This is a genomic window from Coprococcus sp. AM97-35 (genome assembly GCF_027697525.1).
GTDB lineage: Bacteria > Bacillota > Clostridia > Lachnospirales > Lachnospiraceae > Allocoprococcus > Allocoprococcus comes.
In genome coordinates this window covers 1-13991 of record NZ_JAQESL010000025.1, presented here as the reverse complement: position 1 = coordinate 13991, position 13991 = coordinate 1, and the positions used below count along the sequence as shown (strand labels likewise).

Sequence of the window (13991 nt, the reverse complement as noted above, 5' to 3'; positions counted from 1 at the left end):
GTCTTATCAAGTTATTAAAAAGGGCGGTTGCCCTGTAAATACTTGACTTTCCCGCCGCTAAAAGGTACACTATAAGTGCTTAGTTTATTCGTGTACCTTTATGGTTGCGGCGCTTGCGATATTTCTTTTCGCAAGCGTTTTTTATTCTTCTTTTAAGTACGAAAAATTCATTTTCAGGAATACCATCAGAGCTTCCGCATCATCCGGTGCTTCAATATCTTCTCCGGCTGCAATTGCAAATACAATATCTCCTAAGATTGGCCATCCGTGCTTGTCTGCATCATAAAAATAGCTTCCAAGGCGGTTGACTTCTTTCTGTTTCATTATTCCATCCTCATCCACTAACATGATCACAGGCATCTTGAATGTCTCATATAATGTTTTCGTGCTTACGATTTCAAAATGCCCGCCTACTGCTTTCTGCAGATCACGGAAATCATCAAAATCTACATTTATTATCGAAATAATGTTATCCGGTGTTACTTTTACTGTTTTCACTGCTTGTCCTCCAATACTACTGTTTTTCTGCCAGCTTCTTTCAGGCTGTCTACATATTGTTCCAAATATGGGATTGCATTTTGTTTGAAATACTCGGAATCACGGTTGACTCTTTCTATTGATTTCAAAGTCTCAATCCACTCATCCAGCTTCTCCACCCGAATCCGCTTCTTACGCTGCTTCTCCTCCGGCATGCTCCTTCGCCTCCCTTATTTTCCTTTTCCGGTACTGCCATTCCCGTATCCGGAAATATTCCAGTGCAAACGCTCCGGTAGTAAGTGTTGTGATTCCAAGTGCTGCATATAAGTAAAACAGCTCCTGACTTTTCACTGAGCACGCACCAGCCATCATTAAGATTCCGATAATACTTGCCGTTACGCTGAGTGTCTTTGCAATCTTATAAAACATCTCTTATCCCTCCTTTGCTTGTCCAACCGGTACCGCTTACGCGGTTTTCTCCTGCTGGTATCCTAAATGTTCTACAAACTTTCTGGTCATTTCCATGACTGCCTTCTGCCTTTCCTCCGGCATCATGACTGCCATGTCAATTTCTTTTCCATCAATTTCTGCAATAAAAATATGTTGCAAATCCACCACCTCTCTTTAAACTATGCGATACTGGTTGTACTTGTTGATTTGTCCTACTGTCGTCTGGTATAATCTTCCTAACAAATGATGAAAGGAATGATTAATTATGACTAGTAGCTTCACTTGCCCATTTTGTGATCACGTTATGCCTGTTGTAGCTTCAACCTATACAGAAATTAGCGCCCGTTTCAAATCGCCTACCAGCCAAGGACATTCACTCGATGCAAAATATGATTTAAAAATTCATATGTATAAATGTCCATATTGCCAAAAAATCACAAGTATTGCCGATTATTCTGGAACTGAATTGCCTCAAAAAACAATACCTCTTTTTCCATCATCTACAGCCAAACACTTTCCCGATTATATTCCCCAAGCAATACGTTCTGATTATGAAGAAGCATGTTCCATTGTTAGTCTTAGTCCAAAAGCATCAGCAACTTTATCACGCCGTTGCCTACAAGGAATGATTCGTGATTTTTTCCAAATTTCTAAAGGTAATCTTTTTGAAGAAATTAACGCTATTAAAGATAAAATTCCGACAGAACAGTGGGCTGTTTTAGATGGTGTGCGCCGTATCGGAAATATTGGAGCCCACATGGAAAAAGATATAAACCTTATTGTTGATATCGAACCAGATGAAGCTCAAAAACTTATAAAGTTAATTGAGCTTTTACTCCAACAATGGTATATTGAACGCCATAATCAACAAGAATTATATGCTGATATAATTGGCATCGATCAAGCCAAACAACAAGAGAGAAAGAAAACTGAGTAGGAAACTACTCTTTTTCTTTTGCACATGGATCATTCTCCGCAAGTAAATTTCCATCAAAATCCCAATACTGTGTCACTATTCTGCACTTATCTCTTTCTGTTCCACTTCCTCTAAGTGCCTGTGTCTCAATCACAGAAATAACCCTTGCAGAATCCGTTCCTCTCGTTCTTACCATCTTTCCTCACCTCGCTTTCTGCTGTGCTTCTGTTTCGTCTGTTGTAAATATTGCGTTGCATCAAACCAAAGTTAAAATACTTTCAGAAATTTTAGAAAATACAAAAGCTTCTAACGCTACAACATCTGAACAACTCGATGCATTAAAGGAAACAGTTGATACACTCCAGAAAGAGATTTCTGAATTCGAAAATAAAAAATCAAAAAACTAATAGTTACCACAATAAAGCAAATGCTAAGGACCCGATAAAATAATCTCAATGATTTTATCTGGTCTTTCATTTTTTCCATTTCCTTCTTCATCTCTTCCATCTAATCGCCTCTTTCCGTATCAGTTGGACAAAATATAATTGGATCCAGCTCTAAGTGCTTACATAGCGCTAAGAACTCATCTACACGCAAATCTCGATCTCTTTTTTCGTTTGCAACACTGTCATATAACGCCATGTAAGGTACTCCTGTCTTCCTTGAAATTTCCGAGAGATTAAATCCTTTTTTTCTGATATACTCAGAAATTTGTTTTGTTGCTCCGTCCATTTTTTCACCTCTTTCTAAGTTTCTTAGAACTTGATTGTATGATATTCTGAATTTCTCAGAATGTCAATACCTTTTTCTGATTTTCTTAGAAATTTTATTGACACGTTAAATTCTCAGTGTTATATTCAAGATACAGAAATAAATAAGAAGCAAATCGGAGGGAAAAATATGAAAAGTTCCATTGGTGAAATATTAAAAAAATGTAGACTTGAATCCGGGAAATCAGTAAAGGATATTTCTGATTTGTTAATTTCTAAAGGTTTTAAAGCATCCGAAAAAACTATTTATAGTTGGGAAAGTGGAAATAGTCAACCAACGCCAGATGCTTTACTTATAATGTGCAAAGCTTATGGTATATCTGACGTTTTAAGCACTTTCGGATATGCAGAGCCTTCTGAGCCAACCACCCTCGCCGCCCACTTTGACGGGGAAGAATATACAGAATCCGAAATGGAAGAAATCCGTAACTTTGCTGATTTTGTGAGAAATAGAAGAAAATAATAATGGCATTGGAAACATTGAGGTGCTAACGTGAATAAATTTGAAAAATTAGAAGATGTAGCTTATCAAGATGATGTCGATGTTTTAAATTACCGTTTTGAAAGCAATAACATAAAAGGACTGTATTGTGATGGTGTTATTGCCATCCGAGAAGACATGACCATTTCAGAAAAGACCTGTGCTTTAGCTGAAGAACTCGGGCACCACGAAACATCTGTCGGAAATATCCTCGATATGACATCTGCTGTCAACCGGAAACAGGAACGTCAAGCTCGACTGCATGGGTATAACCGCCTGATCGGGCTGATCGGTCTTGTAAATGCCTACGAGCATGGATGCCAGAGCAGATATGAGATTGCAGAATACCTAGAAGTGACAGAAAAATTTCTGGAAGAATGTATTGAGTGTTACCGGAATAAGTACGGAATCTGTAAACAGGTAGATAATTATGTGGTGTATTTTATACCACAGTTATCCGTGATGAAATTGGTATAACCGCATATGCGATTATATAGAAACACTTTATATGAGGAGGAAAATTACTATGGAAAGTAACATACTGGAGATACTAAACATACCAAACATTTCTTCGCAAAGACATTATTGGATTATACGAACAAATAGCGGTGATTATTATGATGACTTCATCCTTCATCAGTATATTTCAATTGCGTGGGACTATGTCACTCTTAATATATTAAATAATCAAACTGAAGAAGCTATAAAACGTCTTATAGAAGTATATGAAAACTCTTCCTCAACCAATCCTGACGATGAAGATGACGATGATGATGACGGTTCTGCTAAAGGGAAAATAACAGCTATATACAATAAAATAACGAGATTTGTTTTCGAAATCCAAAAAGGAGATATTATTTTAATTCCAAGTAAAAACTCTGATAAAATCACTATAGCCGAAGTCATTGGTGATGCATACGAGACTCAAAACTATGTAGAAGATTACTTAAAAAACGATCCTGAAACAGAAATTCGTCCTTGTCCATATCAAAAAAGAAGACGAATAAAATCTTTAAAAACAATTTCAAAAAGTGAAATGGATATTTATCTTGCAAAAGGATTCAACTCACAGCATGCACTTTCCAATATGGATGAGTATTCATCATTTATAGATCGTACAATTTATAGCATCTATTCAAAAGGAGATAAATTGCATACAACAATGCATGCCGGACATCCAAATGGTCTTACTTTGAAAGAGCTGGTTGAGCTTTCTACATCGTTGGATGAATCTGCCAAATTTCTTGCAGAACAATGTGGAATTCCTTATGATCCTTCTGATATAGAGGTAAAGTTAAACATACACTCCCCTGGTATTATCGAACTTATTGGATGTATAGCAGTAAGTGGGGTAGTCCTTTCTTTATTGATGTTTTCATTGAACAACTTGATAAATGGTGGAAAATTATCTATATCTTTAAAAAAGGATTCTGAAACAGGAAATATAGATTTTGCAGTAAATTCTGAATCCGATGGCATAAAGGGACATCAAGAAAAAGCTGAAAAACTTGAATTGAAAAAGAAAACTGAATTGCTTCAGATGATGAATGACTTAGACATTAAAAGTCCCGAAATAATTAGCTCTATTTTAAACGGAGAGAAAGTAACTCCAACCATGATTGCTGACGCTCAGTCGCATCAAAAATTATCTTCTGAAGCCGAAGATGTAGTGGAGTAATTTATCAAATCTAATACGATTTTTTCTTCTTGATACTACAATGCAAGGAATTGTCAATATGATACTAGCATATAACCATTCATTGCTTATAAAATCAAATATAGGAATTAACACAAGGACAAGAAGACAATATAATAAAATAGTTGCAGAAACCATATCTATCTTTTCATGATATTGTAATAGCTTCTTTTTCATTATCTTTCCTCCTTCCTTTTCTATGATTATATGCCGAATTTTTTTATACATCAACAAAATAATTTCTTTTTTTGAAAGGACGTGATCACATGCCATTACCAAAACCAAACACTTACACCGTTGAAGATATCTATCTTCTTCCAGATGGACAACGCGCAGAACTGATCGATGGTCAGATCTACAATATGGCTCCACCAAGTCCATTACATCAGAAACTTGTAATGGAATTATCTGCAACCATCAGAAACTACATTAAATCAAATAGTGGTTCCTGTGAGGTCTATCCTGCTCCATTTGCTGTTTTTCTTAATCAGGATAATTATAATTATGTTGAGCCGGATATCTCCATAATATGTGATCCAAACAAAATGAACGACAGAGGATGCAACGGCGCTCCTGATTTCATCATTGAAATTGTATCGCCAAGCAGCCAGCGCATGGATTACCTTACAAAATTATTCAAGTACCGTACAGCCGGTGTCCGCGAATACTGGATTGTCAATCCAATGACACGGATCGTCCAAGTCTACTGTTTTGGTGAGCCAGAAGATTCTACGCAATATTCTTTTGACGAAGAAATCAGCGTGGGAATCTACAATGATTTAAAAATCCGTATTGCCGATCTGCTGAAATAAATAAAAAACCGCTCCTGCGCCAACAGGAACGGTCATAGGATGAAACATACGCCAATATGTTTCTTTCAGTACTCCGAAGAGATACATCAATTTTCCATTTAATATTGTATCATCTCCGGAGCAGCCACGCAAGAGAACAAAAGTTCTCAGGCTGTTATTTTTGTACCCTTTTTTACATAAAATACAAAGGAGCTGATACAATGAGCCTAAAATATGCATACGGATATATCCGTGTATCCACGCACGATCAGGAAGAAATCTCTCCGGATTCCCAGGAGCATCTCCTCCGGGATTATGCAGCCAAAAATAATATTGTAATCCTGAAAATCTTCACGGATCTCGGTATATCTGGAAGAAAAGCAGATAAACGTCCCGGTTTTCAGGAAATGATTGGTCTGGCCAAAGGTCCCGATCATCCGGTTGACTGCATCCTGGTATGGAAATTCAGTCGGTTCGCCCGGAACCAGGAAGAGTCCATTGTGTATAAATCTCTTTTAAAGAAGCAACATAATGTAGATGTGATCAGTATCTCCGAGCCACTGGCAGACGGTCCGTTCGGCTCTCTGATCGAACGTATCATAGAGTGGATGGATGAATACTACTCCATTCGCTTATCCGGCGAGGTATTCCGTGGCATGAAAGAAAACGCTACCCGCGGTGCATACCAGGCAAGACCGCCACTTGGCTATAAAGTTATAGAACGTGGCAAGCCTCCGGTTATCATTCCGGAAGAAGCTGCAATTGTCCGTATGATCTTTGATAAATATGTAAATGGGAAAATGAGTTTCTTTGATATTGCCCGACACCTAAACTCTCTCGGACTGAAAACGTCCCACGGGAAAGCTTTTGAACGGCGCAGTATCGAATATATTATTCAAAATCCATCCTACTGCGGTATGATCCGATGGAACCGGATGGAAAACGCCACCAACCGGATCAAAGACCAGGACGAGTGGATTATTGCTGACGGAATGCAGGAGGCGATTATAAGTAAAGAACTCTTCGATGCCGCCCAGGAACGCCTGAAAAAGATCTATAAACCGGTTGGAAAGCGCCCCTCTTCTACATATAAGCACTGGTTGTCCGGACTTCTGAAATGCCCGGTATGCGGGCGCACACTGACCGCTACGACCATGAAGCGTGCCAATGGGGAAAAGTATGCGTACTTCTCCTGCTACGGATACAGCAAAGGAAAATGTGATAAACCACACGGTGTAAGCTCTCTGGTGATTGAAAAGGAAGTCCTGAAAGCATTAGAAGAAGCTCTTGGTTCCAATTCGATTGTTTATGAAATGCGCGAAATTCGCCCACAGGAGCTTTCTAATGAGCGTACCCTTATAAGTGAACGCCTTGCCAGTTTGAAAGGTAAAGAGGACAGGATACGTGCGTCATACAGAGAGGGTATTGATACACTGGAAGAATATAAAGAAAATAAAACTCTGATTGCCAAAGAAAGAGACTCTCTGGAACAGCAGCTTGCAGAGCTGGAAGAAAATACGCCGGATAAGATTCCGGATGATCCTACTCCTAAAATGCTGGATCGGGTAAGCTCCGTCCATGATATTCTAGTTTCTGATTCTTACTCTCTTGTCCAGAAAAATGAAGCTTTAAAGCAGATTATAGATAAGATTATTTACGATCGGGAATCCGATACTCTGAAAATTCATTTCTTTTTATACCACTCATAATGCCGGAAACCCACGTATTTACGGGCTTTCCGGCTACTTTATAGGTTGTGACAATTTGGTCATCCAGTTCGGACACTGAACCTGTCTTCCGTCACAGTATTGTGTCAGAATCGGCTGCCTTACATTCGGTCTGGAAAGATAATCTGCAAACAGTTCGTCCACCACTGTAGAAATGGAGTCAAAAACATTTCGTTCCGGAATCCATTTGTGATCAAAAGCCGTAGAAGATGTAATTGTGAAATCATAGCCCTGATTGCGATACCATTCGGTATAAACCCGGTTCAGCGTAAAAGACATGATTGCCAGTACATTTGCCCGGATCGTATTTTCCGGCCATGTTGCATAGATTTCACTGGAAGCAACATTTTTGATATAATCTTTATATTTTACATAATAATTCTGTGCGGTAGAATCGCGTGGTGAGCCATTATGAACAACAATGTATTCCGGCACGACAACTCTGCTTAGCACAATCTCACCGGTTTCGTTTACCGGCTTGATCTCGTTTTCCGGGATTTTCGGCGGATACACACCGTACAGAGTATGTGCAGGAATCACAAAGATTTCCGGGGTCTGGTCTTCCGTGACAAGTGGACGCAGACGAATCTTCTGAATTGCCGTCACACCGGCCAGTATTTCCGTTCCTGCGATGTTGACCGGCTCGAATCCCGGAGCGTTTACTTCCAGGGTATATTCCGCATATGGCTGTTCTTCATTTGTTGCATCCAGGCTATACTCCACAGGCGGTGCGTCAAGCTCAATGGTTTCACTTTGTCCGGAGCTATCAGTTGTCAGTTCTTCCAGTGTGTTTTCAGGAATACCTGTATAGGAAATACGGATTGACGCATCTGGAACAGGAAAAGAATCAATAGACGAAGTAATCTGTACCTGCAAATTTCCCCGATCAGAAGTCTGCATGGCTTTCAAAAATCTCATATCTGATATCCTCAAGGCTTTTTATACTGTCAGAAACATTATATGTAAAAAATGTCCGTGTTGTGCAAAAATGAAGGGTATGTTATGATGAAACATACAGATGAGTATTTGGAGGAATTAAATAGATTATGCGAAAAAAGATGCATCAAACAGGGAAATTTTTTTCGTTCATTCTTTTGGGACTTGGCTGTCTCTGTCTTATATCCGGAGGAATCCTGATCGGCAGACAAATGTCAGCCACTCCGAAAGCAGAGAGTTCCGCGCCGGAAGAAGTTCCTTATGAACAGGAAAAAATTACGGATGCAGAGGTTACCGGAGAATTCTACTATGAACAGCTTTCTGATGAAGAGCAAACGGTTTACCGGGAAATTCTTCAGGGTATCCAGGAAAATAAAAAAGAAATTTATCTGCATTGCAGCAACGCGAATACTGCAAATGAAGTATTTCAGAATGTGTTAAATGACAGACCGGAAATTTTCTGGTGTGATGGAAATGCGACTTCCACAGAATATTCTCAGTCTGAAGGGCAGAGCCGATATGTAGTAATAGAGCCCAATTATCTTTATGAGGGAGAAGAAAAAGAACAACGGAATCAGGAGATTGAATCGGCAAGAACCTCCTGTCTTTCTGGCATTTCAGACCTTTCAGATGAATACGAAAAGATAAAATACATTTACACCTATCTCATAGATAACGTAGATTATGATCTTGATGCACCGGATAACCAGAATATTTACAGTGCTCTTGTCGGAAAAAGATCGGTTTGTGCCGGCTATGCAAAAAGCTGCCAGTATCTGCTGCAACAACTGGGTATTTACTGTATCTATGTAACCGGACAGACTACAGATCCAAATGGAGGCGTCGCAGACCATGCATGGAATATTGTTCAGTGCAATGGTCAGTATTATTATGTAGATACAACCTGGGGAGATCCGATTTTTCTCGGCGAAGATAATGGCTATCAGATACCGAACCTGATTGCTTACGATTATCTCTGCTGCAGTGAAAAAGAGCTAGAAAAAACACATATGATCAGCACGGACTATGTATATCCGTCATGTCAGTCTGAAAATCTGAACTATTATCAGCTGAACGGCATGTATTATGATACCTATGAGCCTGGTATGTTGCGAGAAGTGATCGACAGATCAATTGAGAGCCAGGAGGCTTATACGATATTTAAAATGTCAGATGATGCAGTCTATCAGGAGGTCGTGGATGAGATGCACGAAACCCTCATGGAAGAAGGTGCAGGATACCTGGGTGAGCTATATGGGCTTTGGCAGGTTTCTTATTCATACAGTGAAGAAGCATCCCTTAACAAATTTATTATTTACTGGTTTTATGAATAAAAAGATAGTGGGCAGAACAATTTGCCCACTATCTTTTTATCTACAACGTCGTTTCCAGATTATTTCCCGAAATGTATGCCGCAAGCTTTTCACCAAGCAGTTTATATTTTTCGCCTTCTAACAGTGGATCTTCCCTCAGGATTTCCCCCGATGCTTCTCCTGCTTTTTTCAGAAGCTCCGAATCCTGGAACACATCTCCGATCCGGAAATCCATTAATCCGCTTTGCCGGATTCCAAAAAGATCTCCTGGTCCCCGAAGCTTCAGATCTTCATTCGCAATAAAAAATCCATCATTGGATTTGTTCAGGATCTCAAGTCGTTTTTTTGTCTCTTTCGTCTTCGAACCACTCATAAAAATACAATAGGACTGGTGTCTGCCACGTCCTACGCGCCCGCGGAGCTGATGAAGCTGCGCCAGCCCAAAATGCTCAGCATTCTCCACCATGATCACCGTAGCATTCGGCACATTGATACCAACCTCGATAACTGTTGTCGACACCAGGACCTGGATCTCATTCTTTGCAAATGCTCCCATGATCTCGTCTTTTTCTGCCTGTTTCATCCGCCCATGAAGCGCAGCGATCCGGATCTTGTCACCCATCTCACTTTGCAGAAGCTGCGCATAGTCAAGAACATTCTCTGCATCCATTGCCTCGCTCTCTTCTACCATCGGACAAATCACATAGCACTGTCTTCCTTCGGCGACCTGCTTCTGCATAAAGCGGTAAGCAGTCGGTCGGTAACTGGTATCCACCACACAGTTCTTGATTGGCAGACGGTTTGCCGGAAGTTCATCAATCACCGAAATATCCAGATCTCCATATAAAATGATTGCCAGTGTTCGAGGAATCGGTGTCGCACTCATTACAAGAATATGAGGAATTTGTCCTTTCCCGGCAAGTGCCTCTCTCTGACGGACACCAAATCGGTGCTGTTCATCGGTAACAACAAGTGCCAGATTCTGGTATTCCACCTTCTCCTGGATCAGTGCATGGGTTCCCAGAACAATCTGCACTTCTCCCGCAGCAATCCTCTGATAAGCTTCCCTTTTTTCCTTTGCTGTCATCGACCCGGTCAAGAGCTCGGTTTTCACCGGAATCTGATACTTTTCCAGCATCTCTATGATTGATTCGTAATGCTGCTTGGCCAGAACTTCTGTCGGAGCCATCATTGCGCCCTGATAACCGTTCAGTGCCGCCAGAAGAAGAGCCAGAAGCGCTACTATTGTCTTGCCAGAGCCAACATCCCCCTGGATCAGGCGTGACATCACTAGCTTTCCGCACATCTCCTCCTGGATCTGTTCCCAGACTCTCTTCTGTGCTCCGGTCAGTTCATATGGCAGATTTGCAAGAAAGCGGTCGATTTCCGACCGCCTTTTTATCACAAATCCGTTTTCGGCACGCTCATTTCGCTCCCTCGTCCTGCGAAGAGCAAGCACGAAAACTAAAAATTCTTCAAATACAAGTCTCTCTCTTGCATGGTAGAATTCTGCCTTATCCAGTGGAAAATGTATCCCGCGGATCGCATAGTTATACTCAGCCAGATGATATCGAAGGCGCAGATCTTTCGGTAGATCATCAGAGACGAGATCCAGATATTCCATCGCACCTTTAACCGCTTTTGCTACCGCATTGTTCGTCATACCGGCAGTTAACGGATAAATTGGCTGAAGAGTTCCACACTTTTTATCGTAACTATCCGGTGGTGAAAATAACTCTGGATGCTCCATAATCAGCTGATCCTTTTTTGAAACTATCCGTCCTCTTATGATAACCGGCATTCCCTGCTTCAATGTATTACGCAGAAACGGCATACGAAACCAGATCACCTTCAAAGTACCAGTCAGATCTTTTACGTATGCTGTCGTAATCTGCATACGCTTTCCTCCTCCAACCTGTACTCTTCCGTATACCACGCCTTTTACCGTGCTGATCTTTCCTTCTTCCAGCTCTCCTACGCTCACCGGCTCTTCATATACATCATATCCTCTGGGATAATAACGGAGCAGATCGCCGATGGTAAAAATTCCCATCTTGTGAAACAGTTCCTCGGTTTTTGCCCCGATTCCTTTCAGGTTACGGATTTCTGACTGCTCATTCATAAGCCTATTCTACCGCCAACACATAGTAATAAATCGGCTGTCCGCCCATGTGTGCATCTACGTCCATATCCGGATATAATTCTTCAATCTCTGCTGTCAGCTTTTCTGCCTCTTCTTCGGAAACTTCTTCTCCATAATAGAGACTGATCAGTTCAGAATCATCATTTACCAGCTGTGCCAGCATGTCCTTTGTAGTACCATCGACAGACTTGCCAACTGCAAGGATACCTGCATCACCAATTCCCATGATATCACCTTCATGGATTTCTTTATCATCGATGTGGGTATCACGGACAGCATAAGTCACCTGACCTGTCTTTACACATTTGATCGCTTCCAGCATCGTCTCTTCATTTGTATCCACATCTTCTTCTGCATTGTAATTCAGAACTGCTGTGATTCCCTGCGGAACGGTCTTTGTCGGAATTACGATAATATCCTTATCTTCTGTCAGATCACGCGCCTGATTTGCAGCCATTACGATATTCTTATTATTCGGAAGAATGTAAATATAGTCTGCATTTACATGATCGATCGCTGTCAGCATATCCTCCGTACTCGGGTTCATGGTCTGACCACCCTCGATAATGTAGTCCACGCCAAGTTCTTTGAAGATTTCATTTAATCCTTCTCCGATCGAAACAGCAATAAATCCGACCTTTTTACGTGGCTCTTTGGCTTTTTCTTTCTCTTTCTGGGCTGCTGCAAGCTTTTCTGCATCTTTGATCAGCTTTTCCTGATGCTCTTCACGCATATTATCAATCTTCATACGGGATAACTGTCCATAAGTAAGTGCTTTCTGGATTGCAAGTCCCGGATCGTTCGTATGAACATGTATCTTAACAACATCTTCATCTGCTACACATACGATAGAATCACCAATCGATTCAAGATAAGCCTTAAATTCTATTTCATCCTTTTCCGTAAATTCTTTGTCCAGGAGAATAATAAATTCGGTACAGTATCCAAATTTGATATCCACTGTACCCTCAGTTTCAGCCTTTGTTGCATTAACAGCCTGAGGAGTTGGTGCAAGTGCGCTGTAGTCAATCTCTTTACCGAGGAATGCATCATATGCCCCGCGCAGTACTTCCAGAAGTCCCTGTCCGCCGGAATCTACAACACCTGCCTCCTTTAATACAGGAAGCATATCCGGAGTCTTTGCCAGAACAGTCTCTGCCTCTTCAATCAGCTTCGGGAGAAATTCTTCCAGATCATCTGTCTCCTCTGCAAGTGTCTGAGCCTTTTCAGCCACCCCTTTTGCAACGGTAAGAATCGTACCTTCTTTCGGCTTCATAACAGCCTTATATGCTGTCTCTTTTGCACGTACAGCTGCTCTTGCAAGTGCAGGTACATCAATTTCGCTTTCCGTCTTGATGGATTTTGTGAATCCGCGGAGCAGCTGGGATAGAATAACACCGGAGTTACCTCTTGCACCACGGAGAGAACCGGATGAAATTGCCTTCGCAAGAGAAGCCATATCCATGCCTTCCAGTGCAGTTACTTCTTTCGCTGCCGCCATAATTGTCATAGACATATTGGTTCCTGTATCACCATCCGGTACAGGGAACACGTTCAGTTCATTGATATATTCCTTTTTTGCTTCTATATTCTGTGCGCCTGCAAGAAACATCTTCGCAAGCAGTTCTACATCGATACTCTTTGTTGCCACAACAAGTTCCTCCTTAATTAATCGATCACGCGGACGCCTTCGATATAGATGTTGATCTTATCGACGCTCATACCTGTAAATTCTTCAACTTTATACTTCACGTTGCTGATCAGATTGTCTGTTACTGCTGAAATACTTACTCCGTAAGCTACGACCACATGAAAATTAAGTGTAATCTTATTCTCATCAGAGATTCCGACCTGGATTCCCTTTGTAAGGCTTTCTTTTTTCAAAAGTTTTACCAGACCATCTTTCATGCTGACAGCTGCCATACCGACAATTCCAAAACATTCAACTGCTACAGATCCTGCATATTTTGCGATCACTTCCGGATCGATCGTGACGATTCCTAAATCAGTACTCATACTTCCCTTCATATGCCATCCTCCAATTCTCAAAATTCATATCAATAAATCTATTTTTAAACGTTGAAAATATTATACTCTATTTCCAATGCTTTTACAACCAATGCAGCCCGATAATCAGGCATGCTGACACCTGCCTGATTATACGGCAGCTCACTTAACAGTTCACTGTCGTACATTCGCCAAATACAGATCTAATCAGATTTTTGTGCGAGCACAAATCTGGACAACTCCGTATTTGACTCATCGTATATCAAGTAGGAGGCGGTGACTAA

17 protein-coding genes and 1 pseudogene are annotated in these 13991 nt (G+C 40.9%); 7 read left to right on the top strand and 11 right to left on the bottom strand.

The annotated features are described in order from the left end of the window. Positions 1 to 141 precede the first annotated feature (141 nt). From PG840_RS13600 to PG840_RS13585, 4 genes are read right to left on the bottom strand one after another with little or no spacing between them, the layout of a single operon-like run. On the bottom strand, positions 142 to 498 hold the full coding sequence (locus tag PG840_RS13600; protein WP_270613760.1) for a DUF3846 domain-containing protein: 357 nt from the start codon (positions 496 to 498) through the stop codon (positions 142 to 144). Then, the gene (locus tag PG840_RS13595) at positions 495 to 692 is read right to left on the bottom strand and encodes a hypothetical protein (RefSeq protein WP_173698931.1); all 198 of its coding nucleotides are present in this window, start codon (positions 690 to 692) and stop codon (positions 495 to 497) included. Before PG840_RS13595 ends, PG840_RS13600 begins: the two co-directional genes overlap by 4 nt. Beyond that, positions 670 to 906: a hypothetical protein gene (locus tag PG840_RS13590; protein WP_270613759.1), complete on the bottom strand. Its 237-nt coding sequence runs from the start codon at positions 904 to 906 to the stop codon at positions 670 to 672. The genes PG840_RS13595 and PG840_RS13590 overlap by 23 nt, the downstream gene beginning before the upstream one ends. Positions 907 to 942: 36 nt before the next feature. Then, on the bottom strand, positions 943 to 1086 hold the full coding sequence (locus PG840_RS13585) for a hypothetical protein (RefSeq protein ID WP_270613758.1): 144 nt from the start codon (positions 1084 to 1086) through the stop codon (positions 943 to 945). Positions 1087 to 1192: 106 nt separating this feature from the next. Here PG840_RS13585 and PG840_RS13580 point away from each other — a divergent pair, with 106 nt between their 5' ends. Continuing rightward, complete coding sequence (locus PG840_RS13580; protein ID WP_270613757.1) at positions 1193 to 1864, top strand: DUF4145 domain-containing protein; 672 nt, start codon at positions 1193 to 1195, stop codon at positions 1862 to 1864. A gap of 4 nt (positions 1865 to 1868) precedes the next feature. Here PG840_RS13580 and PG840_RS13575 read toward each other — a convergent pair whose 3' ends face one another. Further along, the gene (locus tag PG840_RS13575) at positions 1869 to 2039 is read right to left on the bottom strand and encodes a carboxypeptidase (protein ID WP_270613756.1); all 171 of its coding nucleotides are present in this window, start codon (positions 2037 to 2039) and stop codon (positions 1869 to 1871) included. Between the two features lie 311 nt (positions 2040 to 2350). Beyond that, positions 2351 to 2575 (bottom strand): hypothetical protein, encoded by a 225-nt coding sequence (locus PG840_RS13570; protein ID WP_117558802.1) that lies wholly within the window; start codon positions 2573 to 2575, stop codon positions 2351 to 2353. Between the two features lie 168 nt (positions 2576 to 2743). Here PG840_RS13570 and PG840_RS13565 point away from each other — a divergent pair, with 168 nt between their 5' ends. The 5 genes from PG840_RS13565 (at position 2744) to PG840_RS13545 (ending at position 7290) form a co-directional block, all read left to right on the top strand. Continuing rightward, positions 2744 to 3076: a helix-turn-helix transcriptional regulator gene (locus PG840_RS13565; protein WP_181974565.1), complete on the top strand. Its 333-nt coding sequence runs from the start codon at positions 2744 to 2746 to the stop codon at positions 3074 to 3076. 30 nt (positions 3077 to 3106) lie between these two features. Further along, positions 3107 to 3571 (top strand): ImmA/IrrE family metallo-endopeptidase, encoded by a 465-nt coding sequence (locus tag PG840_RS13560; protein WP_270613755.1) that lies wholly within the window; start codon positions 3107 to 3109, stop codon positions 3569 to 3571. 49 nt (positions 3572 to 3620) lie between these two features. Further along, a complete protein-coding gene (locus tag PG840_RS13555) occupies positions 3621 to 4772 on the top strand; it encodes a hypothetical protein (protein ID WP_270613754.1) in 1152 nt (383 codons plus the stop codon). A gap of 284 nt (positions 4773 to 5056) precedes the next feature. Further along, positions 5057 to 5602, top strand: coding sequence for a Uma2 family endonuclease (locus PG840_RS13550; RefSeq protein WP_195253329.1), 546 nt, complete (start codon positions 5057 to 5059; stop codon positions 5600 to 5602). A 200-nt stretch (positions 5603 to 5802) separates the two neighbouring features. Beyond that, positions 5803 to 7290, top strand: coding sequence for a recombinase family protein (locus tag PG840_RS13545; RefSeq protein ID WP_270613753.1), 1488 nt, complete (start codon positions 5803 to 5805; stop codon positions 7288 to 7290). 54 nt (positions 7291 to 7344) lie between these two features. On the opposite strand, the pseudogene PG840_RS13540 reads toward PG840_RS13545, so the two are convergent. Further along, positions 7345 to 8226: pseudogene (locus tag PG840_RS13540) on the bottom strand (carboxypeptidase-like regulatory domain-containing protein); the annotation flags it as partial. Positions 8227 to 8354: 128 nt separating this feature from the next. Here PG840_RS13540 and PG840_RS13535 point away from each other — a divergent pair. Then, a complete protein-coding gene (locus PG840_RS13535; RefSeq protein ID WP_055247240.1) occupies positions 8355 to 9578 on the top strand; it encodes a transglutaminase domain-containing protein in 1224 nt (407 codons plus the stop codon). 40 nt (positions 9579 to 9618) lie between these two features. On the opposite strand, the gene recG is transcribed toward PG840_RS13535, so the two are convergent. From recG to PG840_RS13515, 4 genes are read right to left on the bottom strand one after another with little or no spacing between them, the layout of a single operon-like run. Continuing rightward, positions 9619 to 11679: an ATP-dependent DNA helicase RecG gene (recG, locus tag PG840_RS13530; RefSeq protein WP_270206031.1), complete on the bottom strand. Its 2061-nt coding sequence runs from the start codon at positions 11677 to 11679 to the stop codon at positions 9619 to 9621. A 4-nt stretch (positions 11680 to 11683) separates the two neighbouring features. After that, positions 11684 to 13351 carry a DAK2 domain-containing protein gene (locus PG840_RS13525; protein ID WP_008375263.1) on the bottom strand — a complete coding sequence of 556 codons (1668 nt, stop codon included), beginning with the start codon at positions 13349 to 13351 and terminating at the stop codon, positions 11684 to 11686. Between the two features lie 17 nt (positions 13352 to 13368). After that, positions 13369 to 13728, bottom strand: a complete 360-nt coding sequence (locus PG840_RS13520) for an Asp23/Gls24 family envelope stress response protein (RefSeq protein ID WP_270206030.1) — start codon at positions 13726 to 13728, stop codon at positions 13369 to 13371. Between the two features lie 44 nt (positions 13729 to 13772). Continuing rightward, complete coding sequence (locus PG840_RS13515) at positions 13773 to 13895, bottom strand: hypothetical protein (protein WP_264472185.1); 123 nt, start codon at positions 13893 to 13895, stop codon at positions 13773 to 13775. Positions 13896 to 13991 lie beyond the last annotated feature (96 nt).

Excerpts from the sequence above, each read along its gene's own strand:
- PG840_RS13595 (WP_173698931.1), bottom strand. The coding sequence starts at position 692 with ATGCCGGAGGAGAAGCAGCGTAAGAAGCGGATTCGGGTGGAGAAGCTG.
- PG840_RS13590 (WP_270613759.1), bottom strand. The coding sequence starts at position 906 with ATGTTTTATAAGATTGCAAAGACACTCAGCGTAACGGCAAGTATTATC.
- PG840_RS13565 (WP_181974565.1), top strand. The coding sequence starts at position 2,744 with ATGAAAAGTTCCATTGGTGAAATATTAAAAAAATGTAGACTTGAATCC.
- PG840_RS13535 (WP_055247240.1), top strand. The coding sequence starts at position 8,355 with ATGCGAAAAAAGATGCATCAAACAGGGAAATTTTTTTCGTTCATTCTT.
- PG840_RS13550 (WP_195253329.1), top strand. The coding sequence starts at position 5,057 with ATGCCATTACCAAAACCAAACACTTACACCGTTGAAGATATCTATCTT.
- recG (WP_270206031.1), bottom strand. The coding sequence starts at position 11,679 with ATGAATGAGCAGTCAGAAATCCGTAACCTGAAAGGAATCGGGGCAAAA.
- PG840_RS13555 (WP_270613754.1), top strand. The coding sequence starts at position 3,621 with ATGGAAAGTAACATACTGGAGATACTAAACATACCAAACATTTCTTCG.
- PG840_RS13575 (WP_270613756.1), bottom strand. The coding sequence starts at position 2,039 with ATGGTAAGAACGAGAGGAACGGATTCTGCAAGGGTTATTTCTGTGATT.
- PG840_RS13520 (WP_270206030.1), bottom strand. The coding sequence starts at position 13,728 with ATGAAGGGAAGTATGAGTACTGATTTAGGAATCGTCACGATCGATCCG.
- PG840_RS13580 (WP_270613757.1), top strand. The coding sequence starts at position 1,193 with ATGACTAGTAGCTTCACTTGCCCATTTTGTGATCACGTTATGCCTGTT.
- PG840_RS13570 (WP_117558802.1), bottom strand. The coding sequence starts at position 2,575 with ATGGACGGAGCAACAAAACAAATTTCTGAGTATATCAGAAAAAAAGGA.
- PG840_RS13515 (WP_264472185.1), bottom strand. The coding sequence starts at position 13,895 with ATGTACGACAGTGAACTGTTAAGTGAGCTGCCGTATAATCAGGCAGGT.
- PG840_RS13545 (WP_270613753.1), top strand. The coding sequence starts at position 5,803 with ATGAGCCTAAAATATGCATACGGATATATCCGTGTATCCACGCACGAT.